This is a genomic window from Brevibacterium sp. RIT 803, from assembly GCF_016892625.1.
Taxonomy (GTDB): Bacteria; Actinomycetota; Actinomycetes; order Actinomycetales; family Brevibacteriaceae; genus Brevibacterium.
Genome location: NZ_JAFEMW010000003.1, coordinates 381,728 through 405,642, shown reverse-complemented (window position 1 = coordinate 405,642; position 23,915 = coordinate 381,728). Strand labels below are relative to the sequence as shown.

General features: G+C 62.7%; 18 protein-coding genes. 15 read left to right on the top strand and 3 right to left on the bottom strand.

Annotation, left to right across the window (positions count from 1 at the left end):
- Positions 1–46: 46 nt before the first annotated feature.
- From JTF07_RS12170 to JTF07_RS12150, 5 genes are read left to right on the top strand one after another with little or no spacing between them, the layout of a single operon-like run.
- Complete coding sequence (locus tag JTF07_RS12170; RefSeq protein ID WP_204234525.1) at positions 47–2,110, top strand: hydantoinase/oxoprolinase family protein; 2,064 nt, start codon at positions 47–49, stop codon at positions 2,108–2,110.
- A 24-nt stretch (positions 2,111–2,134) separates the two neighbouring features.
- Complete coding sequence (locus JTF07_RS12165; RefSeq protein ID WP_204234524.1) at positions 2,135–4,336, top strand: hydantoinase B/oxoprolinase family protein; 2,202 nt, start codon at positions 2,135–2,137, stop codon at positions 4,334–4,336.
- Positions 4,333–5,595, top strand: a complete 1,263-nt coding sequence (locus JTF07_RS12160; protein WP_204234523.1) for a CaiB/BaiF CoA transferase family protein — start codon at positions 4,333–4,335, stop codon at positions 5,593–5,595. The genes JTF07_RS12165 and JTF07_RS12160 overlap by 4 nt, the downstream gene beginning before the upstream one ends.
- Positions 5,592–6,407, top strand: a complete 816-nt coding sequence (locus JTF07_RS12155; protein ID WP_204234522.1) for an enoyl-CoA hydratase/isomerase family protein — start codon at positions 5,592–5,594, stop codon at positions 6,405–6,407. Before JTF07_RS12160 ends, JTF07_RS12155 begins: the two co-directional genes overlap by 4 nt.
- A gap of 39 nt (positions 6,408–6,446) precedes the next feature.
- Positions 6,447–8,399: a helix-turn-helix domain-containing protein gene (locus tag JTF07_RS12150; RefSeq protein WP_204234521.1), complete on the top strand. Its 1,953-nt coding sequence runs from the start codon at positions 6,447–6,449 to the stop codon at positions 8,397–8,399.
- Here JTF07_RS12150 and JTF07_RS12145 read toward each other — a convergent pair.
- On the bottom strand, positions 8,367–9,713 hold the full coding sequence (locus JTF07_RS12145) for an MFS transporter (RefSeq protein ID WP_204234520.1): 1,347 nt from the start codon (positions 9,711–9,713) through the stop codon (positions 8,367–8,369). The two genes, JTF07_RS12150 and JTF07_RS12145, sit on opposite strands and share 33 nt — an antisense overlap.
- 165 nt (positions 9,714–9,878) lie before the next feature.
- Here JTF07_RS12145 and JTF07_RS12140 point away from each other — a divergent pair, with 165 nt between their 5' ends.
- The 5 genes from JTF07_RS12140 (at position 9,879) to JTF07_RS12120 (ending at position 15,483) form a co-directional block, all read left to right on the top strand.
- Positions 9,879–11,192, top strand: a complete 1,314-nt coding sequence (locus JTF07_RS12140) for a hydroxymethylglutaryl-CoA reductase, degradative (protein ID WP_213018826.1) — start codon at positions 9,879–9,881, stop codon at positions 11,190–11,192.
- A complete protein-coding gene (locus JTF07_RS12135) occupies positions 11,189–12,115 on the top strand; it encodes a hydroxymethylglutaryl-CoA lyase (protein ID WP_204234519.1) in 927 nt (308 codons plus the stop codon). Before JTF07_RS12140 ends, JTF07_RS12135 begins: the two co-directional genes overlap by 4 nt.
- Positions 12,116–12,377: 262 nt before the next feature.
- On the top strand, positions 12,378–13,574 hold the full coding sequence (locus JTF07_RS12130) for a pyridoxal phosphate-dependent aminotransferase (protein ID WP_204234518.1): 1,197 nt from the start codon (positions 12,378–12,380) through the stop codon (positions 13,572–13,574).
- Between the two features lie 137 nt (positions 13,575–13,711).
- Positions 13,712–14,641, top strand: a complete 930-nt coding sequence (locus tag JTF07_RS12125; protein WP_204234517.1) for an ABC transporter substrate-binding protein — start codon at positions 13,712–13,714, stop codon at positions 14,639–14,641.
- A complete protein-coding gene (locus tag JTF07_RS12120; protein ID WP_204234516.1) occupies positions 14,638–15,483 on the top strand; it encodes a siderophore-interacting protein in 846 nt (281 codons plus the stop codon). The genes JTF07_RS12125 and JTF07_RS12120 overlap by 4 nt, the downstream gene beginning before the upstream one ends.
- 71 nt (positions 15,484–15,554) lie before the next feature.
- Here the strand turns inward: JTF07_RS12120 and JTF07_RS12115 are convergent, their stop codons facing one another.
- Both JTF07_RS12115 and lgt read right to left on the bottom strand, forming a co-directional pair.
- Complete coding sequence (locus JTF07_RS12115; protein WP_204234515.1) at positions 15,555–16,097, bottom strand: acyl-CoA thioesterase; 543 nt, start codon at positions 16,095–16,097, stop codon at positions 15,555–15,557.
- 26 nt (positions 16,098–16,123) lie between these two features.
- Complete coding sequence (gene lgt / locus JTF07_RS12110) at positions 16,124–17,104, bottom strand: prolipoprotein diacylglyceryl transferase (protein ID WP_353843952.1); 981 nt, start codon at positions 17,102–17,104, stop codon at positions 16,124–16,126.
- Positions 17,105–17,181: 77 nt separating this feature from the next.
- Between lgt and JTF07_RS12105 the strand changes: the two genes are divergently transcribed.
- The 5 genes from JTF07_RS12105 (at position 17,182) to JTF07_RS12085 (ending at position 23,896) form a co-directional block, all read left to right on the top strand.
- On the top strand, positions 17,182–18,108 hold the full coding sequence (locus tag JTF07_RS12105; RefSeq protein WP_204234514.1) for a LysR family transcriptional regulator: 927 nt from the start codon (positions 17,182–17,184) through the stop codon (positions 18,106–18,108).
- Between the two features lie 98 nt (positions 18,109–18,206).
- The gene (locus JTF07_RS12100; protein ID WP_252199760.1) at positions 18,207–19,526 is read left to right on the top strand and encodes an MFS transporter; all 1,320 of its coding nucleotides are present in this window, start codon (positions 18,207–18,209) and stop codon (positions 19,524–19,526) included.
- A 77-nt stretch (positions 19,527–19,603) separates the two neighbouring features.
- Complete coding sequence (locus JTF07_RS12095; RefSeq protein WP_204234513.1) at positions 19,604–20,944, top strand: M20 family metallo-hydrolase; 1,341 nt, start codon at positions 19,604–19,606, stop codon at positions 20,942–20,944.
- Entirely contained in the window at positions 20,941–22,473 is a 1,533-nt protein-coding gene (locus JTF07_RS12090) for an amidase (protein WP_204234512.1), read from the top strand. The genes JTF07_RS12095 and JTF07_RS12090 overlap by 4 nt, the downstream gene beginning before the upstream one ends.
- 52 nt (positions 22,474–22,525) lie before the next feature.
- Entirely contained in the window at positions 22,526–23,896 is a 1,371-nt protein-coding gene (locus JTF07_RS12085; RefSeq protein WP_204234511.1) for an amidase, read from the top strand.
- The last annotated feature ends 19 nt before the right edge of the window (positions 23,897–23,915 follow it).

Below are 23,915 nucleotides of genomic sequence, written 5' to 3'. Positions count from 1 at the left end.
TTGCTCGACGGAAGATACGACCTCAATGGCGAGACAGGAGTACAGCATGACGCTGCATGTGGGAATCGATGTCGGGGGAACATTCACCGACGCCGTGGCACTCGACGACGGACACGCGTACACGGCAAAGGCATTCTCCACCCGAGATGTCACGACAGGAATCCTCAAGGCTCTTGAAGTGCTGCGGGGCCGACTGGGACGCAGTGAATCGGAGTTTGTCCCTGAGATCGAGCGGTTCGTCCTCGGCAACACGATCGTGACGAACGCCGTCGACGAGCAGAAGTACGCACCCGTCGCATTGCTCACCACCGCCGGATTCCGCGACACGCTGCGGATCGCACGGTCAGCCCGAACCGATGAACGAAACCCCCACGCAATGACGTCCCCACCGGACGTCGTACAACGCAGGCGCATCGTCGAAGTCCCAGAACGAATCGACGCCCAGGGCTCGGTGCTGCTCGAACTGACTGACGAGGCCGTGGGCACAGCGGTCGGAAGCGCCTTGTCGACCGGTGCGGAGTCGGTCGCCGTGTGCCTGTTGTGGTCATTTCGGAATTCGGCACACGAAGAGGCGATCGCACGCTACCTCGACGAGCATCACCCCGATGTTCCCTACACGCTCTCGAGTCGCCTCACCCCGGTCTATCGCGAGTACGAGCGAATGGTGACCACGACACTCGACGCCGCCGTGAAACCGCTGGTCACCGAACATTTCCGGGAGCTCGACGCCCAACTGAAGAGGGCTGGACTCCAAACGCCAGTCCAGATCATGCAGGTCCACGGTGGGTTCCTCTCCGTCGAAGAGACGTCCAAGGCGCCGATCTCCATGTTCAACTCCGGACCGGTGGGAGGCGTGACAGGTGCACGGCTCCTCGGTGAGCAACTAGGCCGATCACGCATCCTCACAGCAGACATGGGCGGAACGAGCCTCGACGCCGCAGCGATCATGGACGGTGAGTTCCGGGTCCTTCCCCGCGCTGAGGTCGGAGGAATGCCGACGAGCCTGACGGCCGTGGACATCGAAACTATCGGCGCCGGCGGTGGAAGCCTCGCCTGGGTCGACGGACGTGGGCTCATGCGCGTCGGGCCGCACAGTGCGGGCTCGGTTCCAGGCCCAGCATGCTACGGAGCCGGCGGAGATCATCCCGCCGTCACCGATGCAGCACTCGCCTTGGGGCTCATCAATCCCGAGTACTACCTGGCGGGTACGGTGCCGTTGTATCCGGAGCTTTCACGCGATGCCATCGCATCGCATGTGGCGACCCCGTTGGGGCTGGACGTCGACGAAGCTGCCCAGGGCATCTACCAACTTGCCAGCTCTCAGATGTCGAACGCACTGCGCAAGATCACCGTGAACCGCGGTCACGATCCGCGCGAGTTCACTCTCGTCGGATTCGGCGGAGCGACGGGCCTGTTCGCTGCCGCCCTGGCGAAGGAGGCCGGAGTGTCCGAGATCGTCATACCCCGCAATGCCGCAGTGTTCTCCGCATACGGTCTCATGCACGCCGATTCGGTGTACTCGGCCGTACGAACGAGTCCGTGGACGATGGGGATGGACGCCGAGGCTCTCGAGTCGGAATTCTCCCAACTCGAGGACCACGCTGAGGCCTGGTTCACCTCAGAGAACATTCCGACCCAGCGCAGAGAACTCACCCGCGAGGCCGATATGAAGTTCGTCGGTCAAATCTTCGAGGTGACCACGACCCTCCCACCGGGACCATTCACCGAATCGGACAAGGCCGAACTGCACCGACGTTTCGTCGAAGACTACGAGTCCGAGTTCGGAACCGGAACTGCGTGGACAGAAGCCGAACTGCTTCTCGTGAACTCGCGGGTCAGGGCGGTGGGCCACAGTGAAATCCAAAGCACGCAGTCCCTGTCCTCGGTCGTAGATCAACGCGATGATGCGGCCACATTCACCCGCACAATCCTCGAACCACACGGAGATCGGGTCGAGGCCGATGTCTACCGGGACTTCTCCGTAATCGGTTCTGCCCAGGGCCCGTGCCTGCTCGAAGAACCCGACACCACCATCTACGTCCCTTCAGGTGCCTCGGTCGAGATGACACCGCAAGGACATTTCCTCATCCGCCTCGGCGCCAAGGCCTGACTCATCGTCCGTTAGGAGCACACCATGACCACGACACACCAGCACTCAAAGGTTGACCCTGTTCGCCTCGAAGTCATCCGCATGCGCCTGGATTCGATAGTTGAGGAAATGGGCATTGCAATGATCCGTTCCTCCGGATCCCCGGTCATCACCGAAGCAGGTGACTTCAACACCGCGCTGTTTGACCCGACGGGCCGAATCTACGCCTATTCGGATTTCGTACAATTCCACATCGGCTCCGGCAGCGTCGCGGTCGAGGAACTCGTGAAAGTCATCGGAGACGATCCGATCTACCCCGGCGATGCGTTCATTAGCAATGACCCCCACACTTCGGGGGCGAGCCATCCGCCGGATACCAACATCATCTCTCCGATCTTCGCCGGAGAGGAACTCATCGGATGGGCACAGTCCCAGGCCCACCTGGTCGACGTCGGCGGCATGACCGCAGGCGGCTTCGCTCCCGGTGCCTATGACTGCTACAGCGAAGCGATCCGCCTGCCTCCAGGAGTGAAGATCTTCGACCGCGGCGAACCGGTGGATGCGATCAGGCGACTGATACTCAATAATGTTCGTGTGCCGGCGCTGTTCTGGAACGACGTCCGGTCTCTCATTGCGAGCAACAACACGGGCATCAGGCGCCTGCTCGAGACGATCGACGAATTCGGGATCACGGAGTTCAAAGAATGCACTCGGTTGAGCTTCGAACTTGCCGAGAAGGTTGTCCGCTCACGTATTTCCGAGATCCCCGACGGCGTCTACAGCGCCGAAGAATGGACCGAACACAACGGGCACGTCGACGAACTGTTCAGAGTCGCCTGCACGATGACCAAATCCGGCGGACAGATCGACTTCGACTTCACCGGTTCGAGCCCCCAGACAGACGGATTCGTCAATTGCAGCTACGGTGCCCTCGTCGGCAGCGTCGCCTCTGCCGTGGTGCCGATCCTCGCCTGGGACGTTCCCTTCAACGAGGGAGTGATGACAGCATTCGAGGTCAAAGCCGAGGCAGGATCAATCGTCAATCCCGTCCCCCCAGCGCCGATCAGCAACGGGCATCTGACCACAGGCGCCCGAGTCAGCCGGGTGATCACGAAGCTGCTCAGCGAGGCCTGCAGCCGAAGCAGCGATGAGGAGATCCTCGGCCGGTCACAGGGAGTGTGGGCCGACTCCTGGACCGGCGGAATCTCTGCCGGAACCGACGACAACGATGAGTTCTTCGTCCTGTTCAACATGGACGGCGGAGGAATGGGAGCCGGGGCGCAACCCGTGCGCGACGGCCTTGACTGCGCCGGAATGATGACGCAGGTCAACAACATGCTTCCCGATGTCGAGATGAATGAGATGCTCTATCCCGTTCTCTACCTGTGGAAGCGACTCAACATCGACAGCGCCGGGCACGGAGCGCACCGAGGCGGGCTCGGACTCGAGTTCGCATGGACGCTGCACGGAGCTCAGGAAGTCACCCAGACCGTATTCGCACCGAATTCGGCGGTCGTCGCCGATGGGTTCGCCGGCGGACTGCCCGGAGGAGGCAGCGGACACAGAGTCCTGCGTGAAACCGACGCAGCAGACGGCTACCGGGAAGGGCGAGTGCCCCAACTCGAGCACCTGCGTTACAGCGCGGACGAGCTGCTCGAGATCAACCAGCAGTCGGTGCCGATTCGGAAGAACGACGTGCTCGTCCAGTGGATCGCCGGAGGCGGAGGTTATGGAGACCCATTACTTCGCGATCCCGAAGCGGTCCGGTCCGACCTCGTCGACCGATACGTCACCCCGGCCGTTGCCCATGACGTCTATGGCGTCATTCTGAGCCCGGACGATTCCGCCCCTGGCCGTGACGGTTCCGAAGCCGTCGTCGATGTCGAGGCGACAGTCGCAGAGCGCACTCGCATTCGCGCATCCCGTGTGTCGAAAACACCAGGCGATCTCCTTTCGTTGGAGGCCTCGCACCCAGCCACTACGGCGGAGTTCTCCGCGCCGAAGCACGATGGCACCGGATGGTACTGCCCCGCCTCAGGCGCTCGCCTGGGTACCGGAGAGGACTGGCGGTCATCGGCCGTACGGACTCTCACCCCTGCGGGACAGCGACTCAAGGAGCTCGGAGTTCGCGCACGTGAACGCATATCGGACACGGAGAGGGTCCTCGTCGAAGAGCTGTTCAGTCCGGAGTGCGGCACCCTGCTCTCGGCGCGGGTCATCATCGAATCAGAAGAGGTCAGAGCATGAGCGAGATCGATTCGCTTCTTGGACAGTTGCGCCAAGAAGCAGTGAGCCCGGGAGCGCTCAACGGAGTCATCGTCCTTGACATCACCCGCGTCGTGGCAGGACCGTACTGTTCCACGATGCTCGCCGACCTCGGAGCAACCGTGGTAAAGGTCGAGCACCCCGACGATCCGGACTACACCAGGGCGTTTCCTCCGGAACTGCCGAGCGAGGCGGACGGGGAGTCGGTGAGCGGGTTCTTCGCCCAGTACAACCGTAACAAGCTCGGTCTCACACTCAACCTTCGTCACGAAGAAGGCAAGGATGCCTTGCGCAGGCTTGTCGAACGTGCCGATGTGCTCGTGGAGAACTTCCGGGCTGGGACCATGGACAAACTGGGACTCGGGTGGACCGAGCTGCGTGAGGTCAATCCGAAACTCATCTACACCGCGCTCTCCGGATACGGCCAGACTGGTCCCTATCGGCGCAAACCCGCCTATGACAACAGTGCACAGGCCACGGGAGGACTGTGGTCGATGAACGGTGAGCGCGAGGGACCGCCAACCCGCGTAGGCACGATCATCGGTGATCTCTCGGCTAGTCTCTACGGCGTCATCGGCACCTTGGCCGCACTGCGACATGCCGAGGCGACCGGCGAGGGCCAGCTGGTGGACATCTCCCAACAGGATTCGGTTCTCAGCCTGACCGAGAATGCCGTGGTCTCCTACACCGCGGAAGGCACCGTGCCGGAGCCGTTAGGTAACCAGCATCCCTTCGTGCGCCCCTATGAACTCTTCCCCTGCCAGGACGGCTATGTCTTCTTCGGCGGATACACCGACAAGTTCTGGACATTGAGCTGCGAGATCTTCGGCACCGCTGACCAGGCTGTTGATCCTGAGATCGACTCCATGGCCAAACGATTCGACCAGGAGACCTACGAGCGTCGGATCAGGCCGATCATCAACGAATGGTTTGCCGATCTCACGAAGGTCGAGCTCGAGGAGATGGCCGGTGATCTTGTTCCCCTCAGTGCGGTCAAGGACATCGGCGAGGTGATCAACGATCCCCAGATCATTGCTCGCGACATGATCGTCGAGGTCGACTACCCGGACCATGGGTCGGTGCGGATGTTCGGTTCACCGATCAAACTCAGCCACACACCGCCGCTCACACGAGCACTCGCCCCCGGGACCGGTGAGCACTCCGATGCCGTGTTGCGTGAACTGGCGGGACTCGATGACGAGGCCATTGCGAATCTGCGGGCCTCGGGGACAGTGCGATGAGTGGGATCCGGTTCGAACGTTCTGAGGGGATCGGGATCATCACAATCGACCGGCCCGAGAAGCTCAACTCGCTGACCCTGGCGATGTACGAGGAGCTGTCTGCGGCGTTCGACGAGGTTCGCGATGATCCGAACCTCGGAGTGGCCATCCTCACCGGCGCCGGCGAGCGGGCGTTCTGCGTCGGTGCCGATCTCAAGGAGTCGATCCCGGCACTCGCCGAGGGGCGGTTCGACATCTCCGAATGGGACGGCGCTCACCAGAAACACAGCAGGCTGTCCAAGCCGGTCATCGCCGCGGTGAACGGTCTCTGCTTGGGAGGCGGCTTCGAGATCATGCTGTCCACCGATCTGCGGATCGCCGCCGATTCGGCGAGCTTCGGGCTGCCCGAGCCCGGCGTCGGAGTCGTTCCTGCAGGTGGGACCCTGGCGCGGCTGACTCGGCAGATGCCGTATCCGTGGGCTATGGAACTGCTGCTCACGGGCGATCCGATCAATGCGGAGACGGCACTGCAGCGCGGCCTGGTCAACAGGGTGGTGCCCGCGGCCGATCTCCTCGACAATGCGGTGAGCCTGGCGAAACGACTGCTGCAACTCAGCGGGAACTCGCTCGCAGTCATCAAATCCTCGGTCTCGCAACTGGCGGAGATGCCGCTGAGCGCTGCTTTTCACGCGGAAGCGCTCTACGGGCAGCAGGCCTTCGCCAGCCCCGATGCCAAGGAGGGCCTCGCCGCGTTCGCCGAAGGCCGCGCCCCACAGTTCCCCAGTCGTGCCTCGGCGTCCGAGTCCGGGATCGACGACAGCGAAGCCGAATAATCGAACCGGGCGGAGAATGTGGCAATCTATCATGAAGGCATGGATCACCACGGACCTGTAGGAGCATCTCAACTCAACGACGAGGTATCGGCCGACACGGTGCTGGCGCTCCTCAGAGCGACATCTGCGGACCACACTGCTGCGATTGAGGAGATCGACTCGCGCATCCGCGCTGAGGGTCTTGACCCCCGCACGGCACAGCGGATCATCGCCGAGGCACGGCAGCTGCAGAACACGCATTCGCATCTGCATCGCCGATCACAGGAACTCGCCGGGCTGCTGTCATCTGCCCGAGAACTCGTGGCGCTGCACGATGTAGATACGGTGCTCCAGCGTCTGGTCCAGCGCGCCCACGACCTGATCGGAACGGACGTCACCTATCTGTCCGAGATTGAGGCGGGCACCGGTGGAATGCGCGTGCGCCATTCCGTCGGCACCGTCTCGGAACTCTTCCGCGACCTCGTCGTTCCCATGGGGAAGGGGCTGGCAAGCAAGGTTGTCGAGGCGCGTGCCCCGGTCTGGGTTTCCCGTTACGAGGAGATGATCGAGGCACCTCGTGATCCCGGTATCGATGCAGCGGTCGAGGCCGAAGGGCTGAGCTCATTCCTCGGTGTCCCGATGATCGTCGGAAACGAGATCCTCGGTGCCCTCTTCGCCTGCAACCGGTTCGGCCACGATTTCACTCCGGAGCAGGTCGCACTGCTGTCGGCCTTCGCCGATCATGCCACGGTCGCCCTGAATTCCGCCCGACTGTTGCGCAACAGTCACCAAGCCGCCGAGGCTGCCGAGACTGCCTATCGTGAGCTCGCCGATCATGTCGCGCAGATGGAGCGGGCGAATCAAGTCCATGAGACGCTCACAGCGGCCGTGGTCGCGGGTGGTTCGATCGGGGAGATCGTGACCACGATGTCACGGGCCCTCGCGCATCCGGTGATTGCTCTTGACGCCCGACTGCGCCGACTCACGGCCGATCCCATCGACGTGGTTTCCGTGCCGGCTGCACACAAGCTCGCCGCCGCGGTGGCGGAGAGCCGGGAGACTGGGCATTGCGCGGAAGCGACGATAGACGACACCCATTGGATCACCATCGCGATCGTGGGTGCCGACTCCCTGACTGGAGCGCTCATCATGCAGGCGGAGTCCGGCAGTCACAGTGCCGTCGAATATCGACTCCTCGAGCGTGCGGCACATGTGGCGGCGCTGCTGTCATTGAAACGCGACGCCGTGGACACCGCTCGCGCGGAACGTCGATCACGCATCCTCCGCGATCTCCTTGACGGAACCGAACTCGAACGAGCCGATCCCACCTCGGAGCTTTTAACGCTTTCCGGTCAGATCCGGTGGGCATCGGCACTGAGCATTCCCGATGGCGACACGGTCCGCCCAACACGACGGATCGCCCAGCTCGTCGGTGATGAGGCAATATTCACTCTGCGAGGCAATCAACTGATAGTCCTATGGGCGATCGCGGACGGGCCGGAGCATACGGAACGGCTGCGACGACAACTTGCTGCCGAGATGCCTTCGGCCATCACAGCGGTCTTCGCCCCCATCCACGATGAGTCTCTCGTGGCCTCGGCCGAACGATCTGCGCGCTGCCTAGAGATTCTCCCGTCGCTGGGGATCGCCGGATTGAGTGTTCCTGCCGAGTCCTTTGTCCCCTATCAAGCCTTGGCGTCCACGGATCCAGATGCAGCGGTGCAGTTCATCGCGCAGATGCTCGATCCGATCATTGCCTGGGATGAACGTCGAGGGACCGAACTCATTGCTACTCTCGGTGCCTACTTCGACGCTGGTGAGAGCGGTAGTGGAGCCGGGCGGATGCTCCACGTCCATAAGAACACCATCCATCAGCGCCTCGAACGGATCCACGAACTCACCGATGGTGCACTGGCCGACCCGGAGTATCGGTTCCGGGTGAATGCGGCTGTTCGTCTCCTCCGCCTCCGAGGAGAACTCTTAGAGTCCGCGCTGGCGCAGAAGCCGCGCTGAGATCATCGATATTGCTCCGGCGACGATCATGTAGAGGCTGATGGCCCATGAGCCGCCGTAGGTCGAGAGGAGCTCAAGGTAGATGATCGGAACGAACGCAGATCCGACAATCGTTCCGATGCCCAAGGCGAGCGAGATCCCGGTGTAGCGGATCCGCACATCGAAAGCGTCAGCATAGAGCACCCCAAGGGTGCCATAGGAGGCGCAGAAGGCAATGGTGGCAAGCGCGTAGCCGAACAGTGCGAGCATGAGGTTGCCGGTGTCGATGAGCCAGAATGAGGGAAAAGCGGTGATGGCGATGGCCGCCGAGCCGATGGTGAAGATCCGGCGAGCACCATGCTTGTCCGCCAGATGACCGGCGACCGGAATGCCGATCGCAGCACCGATCGAACACAGGGTCGCCATCAGCAGCATCTGGCCGCGATCGAAACCGATGTACTCGGTGCCGTAGGTCAGGCTGAAGGTGAAGAGCATGTAGAAGACCGCGCCGATCCCGGCAAAGCTCAGCGCCGCGAGGCAGACTTCGCGCCAATGAGTGCTCAGCGTCTCCGCGATCGGTACCCGAGCGCTTCGCCCTTGAGCTCGGATCGCCTCGAATTCAGGCGTCTCGGAGATTTTCAGTCGAATCAGCAGACCGAGAACCACGAGCACGGCGCTCGCGAGGAACGGCACACGCCAACCCCATGATTCGAATGCGGCAGCGGGGAGCTGATTGAGTCCCAGATAGATCAGCGTTGCCAATGTGAGCCCGAGAGCGAGTCCGATCTGAGGGACGCTTCCGTAGAGACCCTTGCGGTTGGCGGGTGCATGTTCGACGACGATGAGCACGGCTCCACCCCATTCGCCGCCGAGGGCGAATCCCTGGATGAAGCGCAGGGACATGAGCAGCAGCGGAGCGGCCACACCGATCTGAGCGTATGTGGGAAGCAGACCGATGGCGAAGGTCGCCCCTCCCATGAGCATCAGGGACAGCACGAGCATGGTCTTGCGACCGATGCGATCACCGAAGTGGCCGAAGACGATCGACCCGAGAGGCCGTCCGAAATAGCCGACGGCGATTCCACCGAAGGCAAGTATCGTGCCGACCACCGGATCATATTCGGGGAAGAACAGCGTATTGACAACGAGCGCGGCGGCCGTCGAATAGGCGAAGAAATCGAACCACTCGACGGTGGTGCCCAGGAGACTCGATAGGGCAATGGTCCGCATGCTGGGCTGATGTGCCCGGTTGTCGGCACCCACCGATTCACTCGGCGCTTTACTCGGCCGTGTGCTGGTCTTGTCCGTCGGTTCGTCGGCGATGTTCGATGTCATGATTCTCCTCATTGAGATGGTTCGGTAGGCAGGGGATGGTGCCATGGTTCCAAGCTGGCACCGAAGAACCTATAGACGAGCGACCACCTCGACGAGCTTCTGCTTGGGCAATCAACCATACCGATGGGTCCGGATCGGCACCTACAGTGAGCTGAGCAACCACAACTGAGGCAATCGATACGTCACCGGAGGGCAAGCGTGAGCAGAGAAGCGGCGCACAGCAGCAGGATTTCAGGATTCAGGAAGTACTCGATCGAGGAACGGCGCGCTGAGGTGGCGAGGATGTCGGGAGTGCCGGTCACAGCGCTGGAAGCCTGGAGCCCGGAGACGGGTCTGTCCCTCGACCAGGCCGATCGGATGATTGAGAACGTTCTCGGAGTGCTGGGGATTCCGATCGGCATTGCGACGAACTTTCGTGTCGACGGTCGGGAGGTGCTCGTCCCGATGGCCACTGAGGAGCCATCGGTCGTTGCTGCCGCGAGCAACCTTGCCCGGATGACCCGCGAACTCGGCGGATTTCGGACTTCGCAGACACCGCCGCTCATGCAGGCCCAGATACAGATTCTCGATGTCGCTGATCCCGAGGCAGCTCGCCTGCGTCTTCTTGAAGCGAGCGAGGAGATCGGTGCACTTGCCGACGCCCAGGACACGCGACTCGTCGAGGTCGGAGGCGGTGTGCGCGACATCGTCGTTCGCCTCGTGCCGAGCAGACGGCAAACCTACGTCGTCGTCCACCTGGTCGTCGACGTCAAGGATGCGATGGGTGCGAATGCGGTCAACACGATGGCCGAGGCGGTGGCGCCACGACTGGCCGAGATCGCTGGCGGCCGCACACTCCTGCGAATACTCACGAACAAGGCGGACCGGAGACTGACTCGTGTTCGCGCAGTATTCGACGCTGAACTCCTTGGCGGCCCCGAGGTGGTGGAGAACATGCTTGACGCCGCGGAATTCGCCGTTGCCGATCCCTACCGGGCGGCAACGCACAATAAGGGGATCATGAATGGCATCACCGCGGCCGTCCTCGCCACTGGCAATGACACACGAGCCGTTGAGTCCGGGGCTCATTCTCATGCCGTCGGGGCAGATGGACTCTACACCGCAATGTCACGCTACGAAGCCGATGGGCAGGGCAACCTCGTCGGAACTATGGAACTGCCGATGCCTGTCGGGCTGGTCGGCGGTGCGACGAGCGTGCATCCCGGGGCGAAGACCGCCGTATCGGTGCTGGGCGTCGAAACCGCCGCTGAGCTGGCCTCGGTGATCATGGCGGTCGGCCTGGCCCAGAACGCCGCGGCGCTTCGAGCCCTGGCCACCGAAGGGATCCAACGCGGCCACATGTCTCTTCACGCCCGCAATGTCGCTGTCGCCGCGGGGGCGGAAGGCGAAGAGGTCGACCTGGTAGTCAGACAGCTCATTGCCGATGGCGCGGTCAGGGTCGAACATGCCACCGAGATTCTGACTGGGATTCGGCAATGAATCCTGCCTTCCCGGATCCTCATCCCGGTGGCCCAGAGCGCCCGGAGGTGAGCATCTACGAGGTCGGGCCCCGCGATGGTCTGCAGGCAGAGGCGCAATCGGTGGCGACGGTCGACAAGATCGACTTCATCGATCGATTCGCTGCTGCCGGTCTCAATCCGATCGAGGTGACCAGCTTCGTCTTACCTACCTGGGTCCCGCAGCTTGCGGATTCCGCCGAGGTGCTCGACGGCGTTCGTGATCTTGCTCCTCTGCGCATGCCGGTGCTGGTGCCCAATGATCGTGGGCTTGAGCGTGCCCAGAAGGCTAACGCGCAGACAATCGCCGTCTTCGTGAGCCCAACGGAGACCTTCGCACGGAAGAACCTCAACACCGACAAGGACGGTGCTTTGGCTGATGCTGAGCACATCACCGCCGAGGCACTCGGGTCTGGCATCACGGTGCGTGGTTACGTTTCCATGTGCTTCGGCGATCCGTGGGAAGGGAAGGTGCCGATCGAGGATGTCCTGTCCATGACTCGTCGTCTGTTGGCTGCCGGATGTTATGAAGTCAGTCTGGGCGACACGATCGGGGTCGGCACCCCCGGCCATGTGCGAGAGCTGCTTGAGGGCTTCACCGAGCAGGAGCGGGATCGGCTCGCTCTTCACACCCATGACACGTACGGGCAGGCACTCGCCAATGTTCTCGCAGGACTTGACGCGGGGATCCGGGTCTTCGACTCTGCAGCAGGCGGTTTGGGAGGATGCCCGTTCGCCGGAAGCGCGACCGGGAATCTGGCCACCGAGGATCTCGTCTGGATGCTTGAGGGTATGGGAATCTCCACGGGCGTCGATCTGTCGTCCCTGGCCGCGACCAGCGAGTGGATGGCAAAGCTCCTCGGTCGCACATCACCTTCTTCAGTCGTCCGTGCACTGTCGAACTGAGCAAAGAGAGATCCGAGAACACAGCAATTTAGGGAGCAGATCGTGCGCATATTGCTGGTCAGAGTACTACTCGTCGGGCATAGCCCTGCGGTTGTGAATTGATAGTCCGAGATCAGCTGCAACTGGTCGCCCGGCATGATGTTGACGTCTGATCATCGCTGACAGTCGGCACCCCTGTGCTCTATCGTGAGGGAAGCGACGGGAAACGGGCTCAAGACCCGGGATGACCGGACCGTCAGTGATCAGCATAAAGGAGCCGACAATGAAGACTGCTCAACGCCTGGACAACCTGGGCACCGAGACCGCGTTCCGGGTCGCCCAGGCCGCCGCCGATTGGAAGGCTCAGGGCAACCAGGTCTATCCCTTCCACCTCGGCGACCTCAATTTCCCCATGGCCGGCCACATCGTCGAAGCCATGGATCAGGCCATCAAAGATGGCAAGACCGGGTACTGCCCAGGCCCCGGAATTCCGGAGCTGCGTGCGGCACTGGCAGCAGACATCGGATCCCGGCGAGGCATGAGCATCGACCCCGCCGAGGTGATCGTCACCACCGGCGGCAAGCCGGTGATCACGAAGTTCCTGCAGGCGGTCATGGATCCGGGCGAGGGTGTGCTCTACCCCAACCCAGGGTTCCCGATCTATGAATCTCAGATCGAGTACCTCGGCGGGACCGCGCTTCCCTACAGGTATGTGCCCACTGACGACGGGTTCGCCATCGACCTCGACCATCTGCGGGCCTCCATCGATGACAAGACGGTGGCCATCATCTACAACGACCTGCAGAACCCGATCTCGGCCGAGTCCACCGATGCCGAACGTGAGGCGATCGCCGCGATCGCGCAGGAATTCGACCTCTGGGTTCTGTCCGACGAAGCCTATTTCGAGATGCGCTACAAGGGCCGTTCGACGTCCATCGCAGCACTCGACGGTATGCGCGAGCGCACTGTCATCCTTTACACATTCAGCAAGAAGTTCGCGATGACGGGATCCCGGCTAGGCTGTGCCGTCGCACCGCCGGAGGTTGCTGGGGCGATTTCCACGATGAACACCAACGACGAATCCTGCACCACCCAATACGTCCAGTGGGCGGGCATCGCCGCGCTCCAAGGGCCGCAGGACTCCGTCGGGCGGATGCTCGAGGTGCTGCGCAAACGCCGTGATGCCACATGCTCGATCATCAACTCGATCCCGGGAATGAGCGTCGCCACTCCCGGGTCCACGTTCTACGTCTTCCCCGATGTCACCGAAGCGATGGAAGCCAAGGGGATTGCCACCCTCGCCGATTTCTCCATCGAGGCGCTGCACAACACCGGAGTCTCGTTCTGCACCCGCGAGCACTTCGGCAGGAGACAGGGCGGGGAGGACCGGCATTACATCCGTCTGGCCTACTCCGGCATCGGGCTCGACGAGATCAATGAGGGTCTTGGCCTCCTCAAGGAGTGGATCACCGAGGGCTGATCGGGTCACCGGCGGGCCACTGACTCGAAGCGATCGATGGTCTGATGAGGACTGGCCCCCGGTCCTTAGTCAGGGTAGCCTTACCTATGGCCGGGTCGCGCTAGCTGTGCGACCGCTCATCGTGACGGAAGTTGACCATGAACCCAACCGCAGTCCGACTCCGACCAGCCGCAATCGGTGTCGCAATCAGTCTCCTCGCCCTCCTGACCGCATGCGACAGCGGCAGCCGTGCAGAGGAGACGAACGAAGGGTCAAGTACGCACTCGGTTGAACACGCGCGTGGAACTGCCGAAATCATCGCCAAGACCGACAAGGTCGTGACCCTGGAACCCCTCGAGCTCGACACCGCGGTCGCGCTCGGTGTGACCCCATTGGGGGCGGCGGTGGCGAGTAATGTCGCAGGCATTCCCGACTACCTCGGCGTCGACGGCGTCGAATCCGTCGGAACGGTGCCCGAGCCGGACCTTGAAGCCATTGCGGCTCTGGAGCCGGATCTCATCCTCGGCACCGAATCACGGCATTCGAAGCTCTACGACGAGCTTGATGCGATTGCTCCGACGGTCTTCATCGCCAACCACGCCGATTCGTGGAAGGACAACGCGCTTCTGATCGGGGACGCCCTTGACCGCAAGGACGAGACCGAGGCACTCCTCGCCGAGGTCGACGAGCGCTGCGAATCCATCAAAGCCGAATACGGAATCGACGGTGACACCGCCCAGATGATTCGGCCGCGCGACGAGACGACATTGAGCCTCTACGGTCCGGACTCATTCGCCGGCAGCCTGCTCGAATGCGTGGGCTATTCGATTCCCGATCAGGATTGGGCCGACGGACTGCAGGCCGATATCTCACCGGAGAACTCCGTCGACGCCAGAGCCGATGCCGTCTTCGTCACCGCCGACGATGTCAGCGACGATTCCGCTGTGCCCAAAGTGATTGCCGGAAACTCGGACGCGTTTCCCTCCGTGACGCCTGTCGACACCAGCTACTGGGTCTCCGGGGTGGGGCCGAAGGGCGCTCATAAGGTTCTCGATGACATCGAGAGCTACCTCGCCGAACAGGCATGAATGTGGAGTCGCCTCGACCGTGGGCCTATACGGCGTTTCCGGTCACGGTGTCCGCGATCGCTCAGATCGCACCGAACTTCATTCGTGTGACGTTCACGGGCGAGACTCTTGACTGCTTCGCTCCGTGGGGCCTCGACCAGAGGATCAAATTAGTCTTTCCCCTGCTGGACGGAAGCATCACTGATTTCGGACTGCTCACGGATCCGACACCGCACCCATCGCACTGGTACGCGCGCTGGAGGCAGCTGCCGGCGCACGAGCGCAATGTGCTGCGGACCTACACTCCGTCGGGGATTCGACCCGAAGCGCGCGAAGTCGACGTCGACATCTTCATCCATCACCCCGCGGGGCAGGCATCGCAGTGGGCTCAAGACGCCGAGGTGGGGAATTGTGTCGTCATCAACGGCCCCGACGTGCGCAACGGCTTCACCGGGTACGGGCTCCACTGGGATCCGGGAACGGCGGACGAGCTGCTGCTCATCGGCGATGAGACGGCCTTCCCTGCGATCGCGAACATCCACCGCAGCCTCGGCGAAGGCGCGAAGGTCGAGATCCTCGCTGAAGCAGCGAACCCGCTCGACGGGACCCTGTTGCCCACCGGTGACAGGTCGCTGGTGCGCGAGCCGATCACGGGCCCCGGATCTGGGCTCGAAGCATTGACCCGCGAATGGGGAGGCCGCCGTGCCCCTGAAGATCTGAGCGAGGACCTGTATATCTGGATCGCCGGAGAGTCTGGTGCTGTCACGCGAATCAGGCGCTATCTGACGAAGGACCTGGGAATCGCGAAGGAGCGCATCTCCTTCCTCGGGTATTGGAAGACCGGCGGGCCCTTGGTCGCCTGAAGCAGCGACTCCGGCAGGATCGGTTGGTCAATCGCTCGTCTCTGATGGTCTGATCAGTCCGCGGGCACTGGCTACGCCCATCGGTGCGCTGCCGGTCGCCGGGGGCTTGGCAGCGAGTTGTGGAGGCGCCATTCGTGGAGCCAGTCGGGCAGATCCATGCCAGGAGGCGGTGACCCGAATACGTCGACGAGTTCATCGCGGGTGACTGTGCCGTTCTCCGAGGTCACCAGCGTGGCGACGAAGGCACGAGCGTAGATCTCTCCAGCGACGACGATGCGGTGCTCAAAATACACGGCGCGGTCATCGATTCCGCTGATCCTCGTTTCAACGCTATAGCGTTGGCCGAGTTTGAGGGACTTGCGGAAGCTGATGGTCTCGGCGCTGACGACGCCGCTCCACCCCTTGTTCCGAATGGAGGTCCAGACTCCGCTGCGAACCATCATGTCAAGACGACCCAAGTCCATGATTGAGAAGTACATGCCGTTGTTGACGTGCATGAAGATGTCGATCTCGGTGGGGAGAACTCGCAGAGGCAGGGAATAGTCATCCCATATGCCCTGCGTGGGACGGCGACGAGATCTGAGCAGGTGCAAGAGCATACGCGTGAAGTGCATACATCCCATGTTACTGGGCCGTATCGTCACGCTGGGTTCAGGTTCGGGCCGCCGGTGTCGGGTCCGACGACACCGGAGTTCGGTCCGTCTGAGGCGGTCGTCTGCGGCTCCCGGTCCTTGATGAACGGAGACTCCTCGGGCTCGGGATGCCGCATTCGCTGGATGCCGATGATGAGGACACCCAGGGCCACTGCGCCGATTGCCGCCCACACGTTGGTGCGCAGACCCAGGACGACGAAGCTGGGGTCGAGGCGGATGGATTCCCACACGATGCGGCCGGCGCCGTACCAGACGAGGTACATGCCGAAGAGGCGTCCCCACTGGAAGAACAGGTGGCGTCCCAGCCACAGCAGGACAAGGGCGCCGAGGCTGTTCCAGATGACTTCGTAGAGGAACGTCGGGTGGAAGAGTGTGTCGACGGGCAGTCCGGGCGGGAAGGCCGGATTGTTCGGGTCGATCTCCAGACCCCAGGGCAGAGTCGTCGGCTGACCGAAGAGCTCCTGATTGAACCAGTTGCCGAAGCGTCCGCAGGCCTGGGCGAGGATGAGTCCCGGGGCGATGGCGTCGAGGAGTGCCGTCAGCTTGATGTTGAGTCGGCGGCACATGATCAGCGCGCCCAGGGTACCGCCGATCAGCGACCCGAAGATTGCGATCCCGCCCTCCCAGATCGCCCACACGGAGCCCGGCTCAAAGGGGTTCCACGGATTGCGCCCAGGGCCGAAATAGTCCGTGTAGTGCGTGATGACGTGATAGATCCTGGCCCCGATGATGGCCATCGGGACGGCCAGGGTCGCAATGTCGAGGACCTGCCAGTCCTCGACTCCTCGCTTGGTCAGACGGTGATTGGTCAGCACGATGGCGATGACGATTCCAGCGAGGATGCACAGCGCATAGAAGTGGATCGTCAGAGGACCCAGCGAGAAGCTGGAGACACTCGGACTCGGGATGGAGGCCAGAACATCGTGGGGCAGCGTGGGCAGGTCATTGACCGCTGAAAAGGCAAGCACGAGGTCAGTCTATTTCCAACCCCCTCAGACCGACAGCTGAGCGAGCTCCACAGCTTGCCCATGGGAAGATGTGAACCATGGCCCTCGACTTCACTCTCGTTCAACTCCGGTACTTCCAAGAGGTTGCCCGCCGCGAGAACATGACAGAGGCGGCCAAGCATCTCAACGTCACTCAGTCGGCGATCTCGACAGCCATGGCTCAGCTCGAGAGGACCCTGGGCATCGACCTGTTCATCCGGCAGAAGAACCGCTCCGTGGTCCTCTCACCCGCAGGCCGACGCTTCCTCTTCGAAGTCAATCCGTTCCTCGAATCCTCCGATGCACTGGGGGAGACCGCGCACGGACTGGCCCAGTCGCTGAGCGGAAATCTCACGGTCGGGGTCTTCTCACCCATCGCCCCGACCCGACTGCCGCTCATCCACGCAGAGTTCGAAAAACGCTACCCCGACGTGAGAGTCAATTACTTCGAGGCCGACCTCCATGAACTGCAGACAGCGGTCATCGCCGGAGTCTGCGACATCGCGCTGACCTACACGCTGGGACTGACCGACCGCTTCGATTCATTCCTCATCGATATCGTCCAACCGCACGCACTCGTCTCTCTCGATCACCGCCTCGCTGGGGGAGCGGAGGGGCCGCGTCCGATCCATCTGCGTGAACTCGCCGACGAAGACTACGTGCAGCTCGATCTGCCGTTCTCCCGGCAGTACTACGATGAGCTCTTCCGCATCGCCGGCATCGTACCGAGGGTGCGACACAGCTTCGCGGGCTACGAGACGGTTCGGTCGTTCGTCGCGATGGGCCACGGGTACTCGCTGCTGAGCCAGAGCGTGTCCTCTGGAACGTACATCGGATCGATGACCGTCGACGTGCCGCTGCTCGACGAATTCCCGAGCATCGACCTCTCCATGGTGTGGCCCAAGGACGTGCGTCTGAGTAAGCGCGCACGCGCCTTCAACGAACTGACCCGCGACATCCTGGGACCCGCAGCGTCAGACTCATAGATTGAACTGATGCCCGGTCTAACTAGTATCTGTTGGACTGATCTCTCGTAGCAGGCAACAATGGTTCCCACACCTGAGGACTAGGCAAGGGAGCTTCCATGTCCGCGACACCTGCGACGCCGGAGACACAACCGAAACACACCGGCAAGACCACGAGCATGCAGAAGAAGGTGCTCGTCGGCGGCAGCATCGGCCAGTTCGTCGAGTTCTACGACTTCACGCTCTACGGGCTCTCGGCCGTCATCCTCTCCGAGTACTTCTTCCCCGACGGCGACAAGGTCACTGGGCTGCTCGTCATCTTCGCCACATTCGGCGTCGCCTTCGTCATGCGTCCCCTCGGCGGACTGTTCTTCGGTGCCCTCGGTGACAAGGTCGGCAGGCGCAAGACCTTGACCATCACGATCTTCCTCGTCGGTATCTGCACCGCCCTCATCGGCGTACTGCCCGGCTTCGACCAGATCGGCTGGTTCGCCCCCATCCTTCTCATCCTCGCCCGCCTGGGCCAGGGCTTCTCCGCCGGCGGCGAATCGGTCGGCGGACCCTCCTTCGTCTACGAACACGCACCGGTGGGCAAGCGCGGCCTGTGGATCAACATCACCTTGGCCGCCACCGCACTGCCCTCGGTCTTCGCCGGCGGCCTCATCCTGCTGCTCTCGACGGTGATGAGCGATGCCTCCTTCGACTCTTGGGGCTGGCGCATCCCCTTCCTCCTGGCGCTGCCGCTCTCGGCTGTCGGTCTCTGGATCCGCTCGCGCACCGATGAGTCCGAACTCTTCAAGAAGACCGCGGCCGAACGGCCGAAGGAGTTCAGCCCCATCCGCGATTCCTTCCGCGAGAACTCGGTGGGAATGCTCCAGGTCTTCTTCGTCCTGGGCTTGACCGCACTGGGCTTCTACATGCTCTCCGCCTATTTCGTCACCTACATCCAGACCACCGGCGACCTCACCCGGGAGCAGTCGCTGCTGACCAACGCCATCGCCATGGCCAGCTATACGATCTTCCTGCCCATCGCCGGAGCCATCGGCGACAGGGTCGGGCGCAAGCCGATGCTCATCGCAGGCTCCATCCTTCTGGCCGTCACCTCTGTTCCCGCCTTCGGGTTGGTGACCAGTGGAAACATGGGCCTGGCGTTCCTCGGGCAGACGATCTTCGTGCTCTCCCTGTGCTGCTACGGCGGAGGCTGCTACACCTTCTTCTGCGAACGCTTCTCCACGAAGACCCGGTTCACCTCGGCAGCGATCAGCTACAACGTCTCCTACGCCATCCTCGGCGGAACCGCTCCGTTCGTCGGCACCTGGCTCGTCGACATCACCGGAGTCAACACCGCTCCCGGTTACTACATGACCATCTGCGCCGTGATCGTCCTCGTCCTCATTTTCATCACCCGCCTCCCGGAGACCCGAGGCCGGCTGGGCTGATCGACCGGTCACCTCCTTGGGCCAGCTCTCAGCGACCTTCACTTCAACAGCAGCTCAGCAACAGAAAGAGACGCACCATGACCACCACCTCCCCAGGCTCGTCGAGCACCGCCTCTTCGACCGCGGTCGCCTCCAGTGATGCCACCTTCCTCCTCGACTTCCATCAGGTCGCCGCGATCGGCGCAACCGACAACGACGGCGTCGACCGGCAGGCGCTGACGGTCGAGGACAAGCAGACGCGTGACTGGATGCGCGGTTGGGCCGAAGGCAACGGCTTCGAGATCCGTGTGGATGCGATCGGCAACATGTTCGCCTGCCTCGAATTCGTCCCCGAAGCCCCCTACGTCCTCATCGGCTCACACCTGGACTCCCAGCCCCTCGGCGGTCGCTTCGACGGTGCCTACGGAGTCATCGCGGCACTCTTCGCAGCTCTGCGAGTCAAGGAGAACGTCGCCGAGTCCGGGCAGAAGCCGCGGTTCAACATCGCTGTCGTCAATTGGTTCAACGAGGAGGGCGGACGCTTCGCCCCGTCCATCATGGGCAGTTCGGTCTACGCCGGGCTCTTCGACCTCGACGAGATGCTCGCCGTGGAGGATCTCCAGGGCACTTCCGTCGCCGAGGCGCTCGCCGCCATCGGCTATGACGGCACCGACACCCCACCCGAGGCGATCTCCTACGCAGAGATCCACATCGAACAGGGCCGCATCTTGGAGCGCGAGGCCACAGACATCGGGGTCGTCGAATCCAGCTGGTATACGCAGAAGCTCGACATCGACGTCCTCGGCGAACAGTCCCATACCGGCGCCACCGCCATGGCCGATCGCCACGATGCTCTCGTCGCAGGTTCCAAGATCGTCCTCGCTGTCGCCGACGTGGTCAACGAGTTCGCCGACGAGGCGCTCGTGTCCTCGGTCGGCCAGCATGTCGTCGAACCCAACTCACCCATCGTCGTACCCCGCCGCGTGCACATGGTCGCCGACCTTCGTTCCTCCGACCCGGACATCGTCAAAGCTGCCCGGGACTCCCTGCACCAGCAGATCGCGAACATCGCCTTGGAGCACGACATCACCATCAAGGTTGAGGATTTCGATGTCCGCGGCAAGCTCTACTTCCCGGAGACCGGTGTCGAATTGGCTGAGAAGGCCGTGGCCAATGAGGGGCTGTCGATCCGGCGCCTCGAGACCATGGCCGGCCATGATTCTGTGGCCATGAACCACCGGGTACCCGCCGTGATGATGTTCGTGCCCAGCGTCGATGGCGTCTCCCACTGCGAACGCGAATTCACCACCGACGAGGACATGATCCGCGGTCTCGGGGTACTGACGTCGGTCGCCATGGAGTTGGTCAACGGTGAACTCAGTGAGGAACGCGAAGGCGATGTGTGGGTCGGTCAGTCCGTCGCCGAGGCCCGGGCATGAGCGGCAGCGAAACGTGGGCGCTGTCGGCAACCGAGGCGCTCGCGAAGTTCCGGTCGAAGGAACTCTCTCCGGTCGAGTACCTCAGTGCGCAGATCGGACGTATCACCACCGGCGACGATCGCATCAATGCGGTCACGGAGGTCGTGGAGGAGGCGGTCACCTCGGCGCGGGAGGCGGAGGCGTTCTACGCATCGGCGACACCCGATTTCCTTGCTGAAGCGGCCGATTCCCAGCCCCTGCTCGGCTTGCCTGTGATCGCCAAGGAAAAGCACGCGATCTCCAGTCGCACACTCACCCAGGGCCTCATGCACGAACGAGACACGGTGGCCGGGGCCGATGCCGCGATCATCCGCCGCATCCGTGTGGCCGGGGGATTCGTGCATGCCAGGGCGACGTCTCCGGAACTCAGCTGTGCGACGATCACCCATTCGCCGATGTGGGGCGTGACCCGCAATCCGTGGAACACCGAACTCTCACCCGGAGGGTCATCGGGCGGTTCCGGAGCCGCCCTGGCAGCGGGCTTCGGTCCCCTGGCGACGGCATCGGACATCGCCGGATCGACGAGGCTGCCCGCCGCATTCACCGGCACGGTCGGGTTCAAGGCACCCTACGGTCGGATCCCCGGCCTGCAGCCATTGGCCGCGGACTGGTACCGCGGGGACGGGCCGATGGCGCGCACCGTCGCCGACACCGCCCTGCTGGCCCGTGTTATGGTCGGTGTCGATCCCAGCGATCATGCAACGATCGAATCGTCTGGATTCCTCGACGGCTTCGACGCCTCTTCCGCCGAGGTGGTCGACGGATTGAAGGGAAGACGGATCGCAATGTGCCTGCGCTTGGGCGACTTCCCCGTCGGCCAGGACATCATTGCCAATATCCGTGCAGTCGCCTCGGCGCTGGAAGCTGCGGGTGCAATCGTCGAGGAGATCGAGTTGCCGTGGACGGCAGAGCGGATCTTCGAAACCGCGTTCACTCACTTCGGCCATCTCCTCGCGCCTGCGATGCGGACTTCGACCCGCGGGCATGAGGATACTCTCGCCGACTACACGCTGCAGTTCATGGCCGACGCCGAGGCGGTCGCCAGTCGTCATGCCTTCTACGAGGGGCTGGCCGCGGAGGCGCAGATTCAAGCGGAACTCGCCACCGCAATGGAGGGATTCGATGTCCTCCTGGCTCCCACCTCGGCGGTGGCAGGTCTCGAGGCCGATTCGAGCTACTTGGACGGGATCACGGTCGACTCGTCGGGTGTCGGGCGTGAGACCTCCGGGACCGTCCACGGCACCGGCGTCGGTGCTGAGGGTGTTGACGGTGAGGGAGTGCGGCTTGAGCACTATTGGCAGGCGCACATGACGATGCCGTTCAACATCTGCAACCGGGTGCCGATCGTCAACGTGCCCAGCGGCATGGCTGACTGCGGGATCCCAACAGGCCTGCAGGTCATCGCCCATCCCTTCGACGACCGCGCCGCTTTCGATATCGCGGCCGCGGTCGAGCAGCTGGTGCCGTGGACGGGACTCGCTCCGGGGTGAGTGCTGGCATGTCGTCCGATACGGAGCTTCGCCTTCTGGCACGATGAGGATCGTGGACGAAACCAACGGAACACAAGGGGAGCAGGGTTCGATGCAGAGCCTCGAACAGACACTGGCTGCAGTCGAAGGAATCGGCCGAGAACTCAATGCAGTCACCTCGGTGATGAGGGGTCGCGCACGTACCCTTGAGCGGAAGTCCGTGCAGCGCGCCGCAGTCGGTGAGCCGAAACGTCTCCTCGAAGGTGTTCCCGTCGCCATCAAAGATGTCATCGATGTGGCGGGCATCCCCACGACAATGGGGTCGAACGTCAGCAGCGGACCTGACCCCAGCACGAGCGCCCCCGTCGTGACCCTCCTCGAAAAAGCGGGCGCGCTGCCGGTGGTGAAGACGAACTGTCAGGAGTACTCCTACGGCATCCTTGGTGATGAGAGTGCCTTCGGGCGAGTCATCAACCCGATCGACCCCACGCTGTGCACTGGCGGGTCGAGCTCGGGTTCGGCAGCCCTTGTCGCTGCCGGGGTGGTGCCGCTGGCACTGGGAACGGATACTGCGGGCTCCGTGAGAGTGCCGGCCGCTTGCCAGGGCGTCATCGGGTTCAAGCCGACCTTCGGCATGGTTCCTGTCGAGGGAGTGTTCCCTCTGTCGCCGTCCTTCGACACGGTGGGATTGTTCGCACGCGATCTGCCGCTGCTCACCGCCGCATTCGCAGTGATATCCGGGAACGGGTCTGGCTCAATCCCAACAGGTTCCTCACCGGCGAAGGCGCCGACCGTCGATCTGAGCCTGCTCAATCCCACAGACGAGTCATCGGCAGACGTACAGTCGTGGGTCTCACGGCACCTCGGTGATTCAGCGATCGCCTCCATCACCTCAGAGAATACTGATCACTTGACGGAGCTCATCGAGCGAGGGATCGACTACTACGACATCGTGCTCCGCTATGAAGCCTATGTTCTGCACAAACAGTTCCTGGATGACCAGGGAGAGAAGTACCAGCCGGGCGTCTGGGCGAAGATCCTGTCGGGGCAGAACATCACCGAGGCTGAATACCAGTCCAACGTTGTCGCGCTCGAGGAACTTCGTGCCTCCGCCGAATCGTTCTTCGACGATGTTGACTTCATCATCACACCAGCAATGGGCGGTGATGTGATCGCATGGGATGAACTCGGATCAGACTCGGCCGCGACATTCATGCGCTACTCGCTGCCGTTCAATGTTCTCGGGTGGCCGGCAGTGACGTTGCCGATCGGGGCGGTGCTCGATGGAACTACGTCTGGCTCTGACGAGAGCTCTGGCACAGTCTGCGGCGAGGCTTCTGACACGACTGCCGCGACATCACCCCGAGCGAAACCACTATCGGTCCAGGTCGTCGGCGCACCTCACAGCGACGAGAAGCTGCTCGCATTCGTCGCGGGGCTCTGAAAGCGGTTCAGCTGCACTG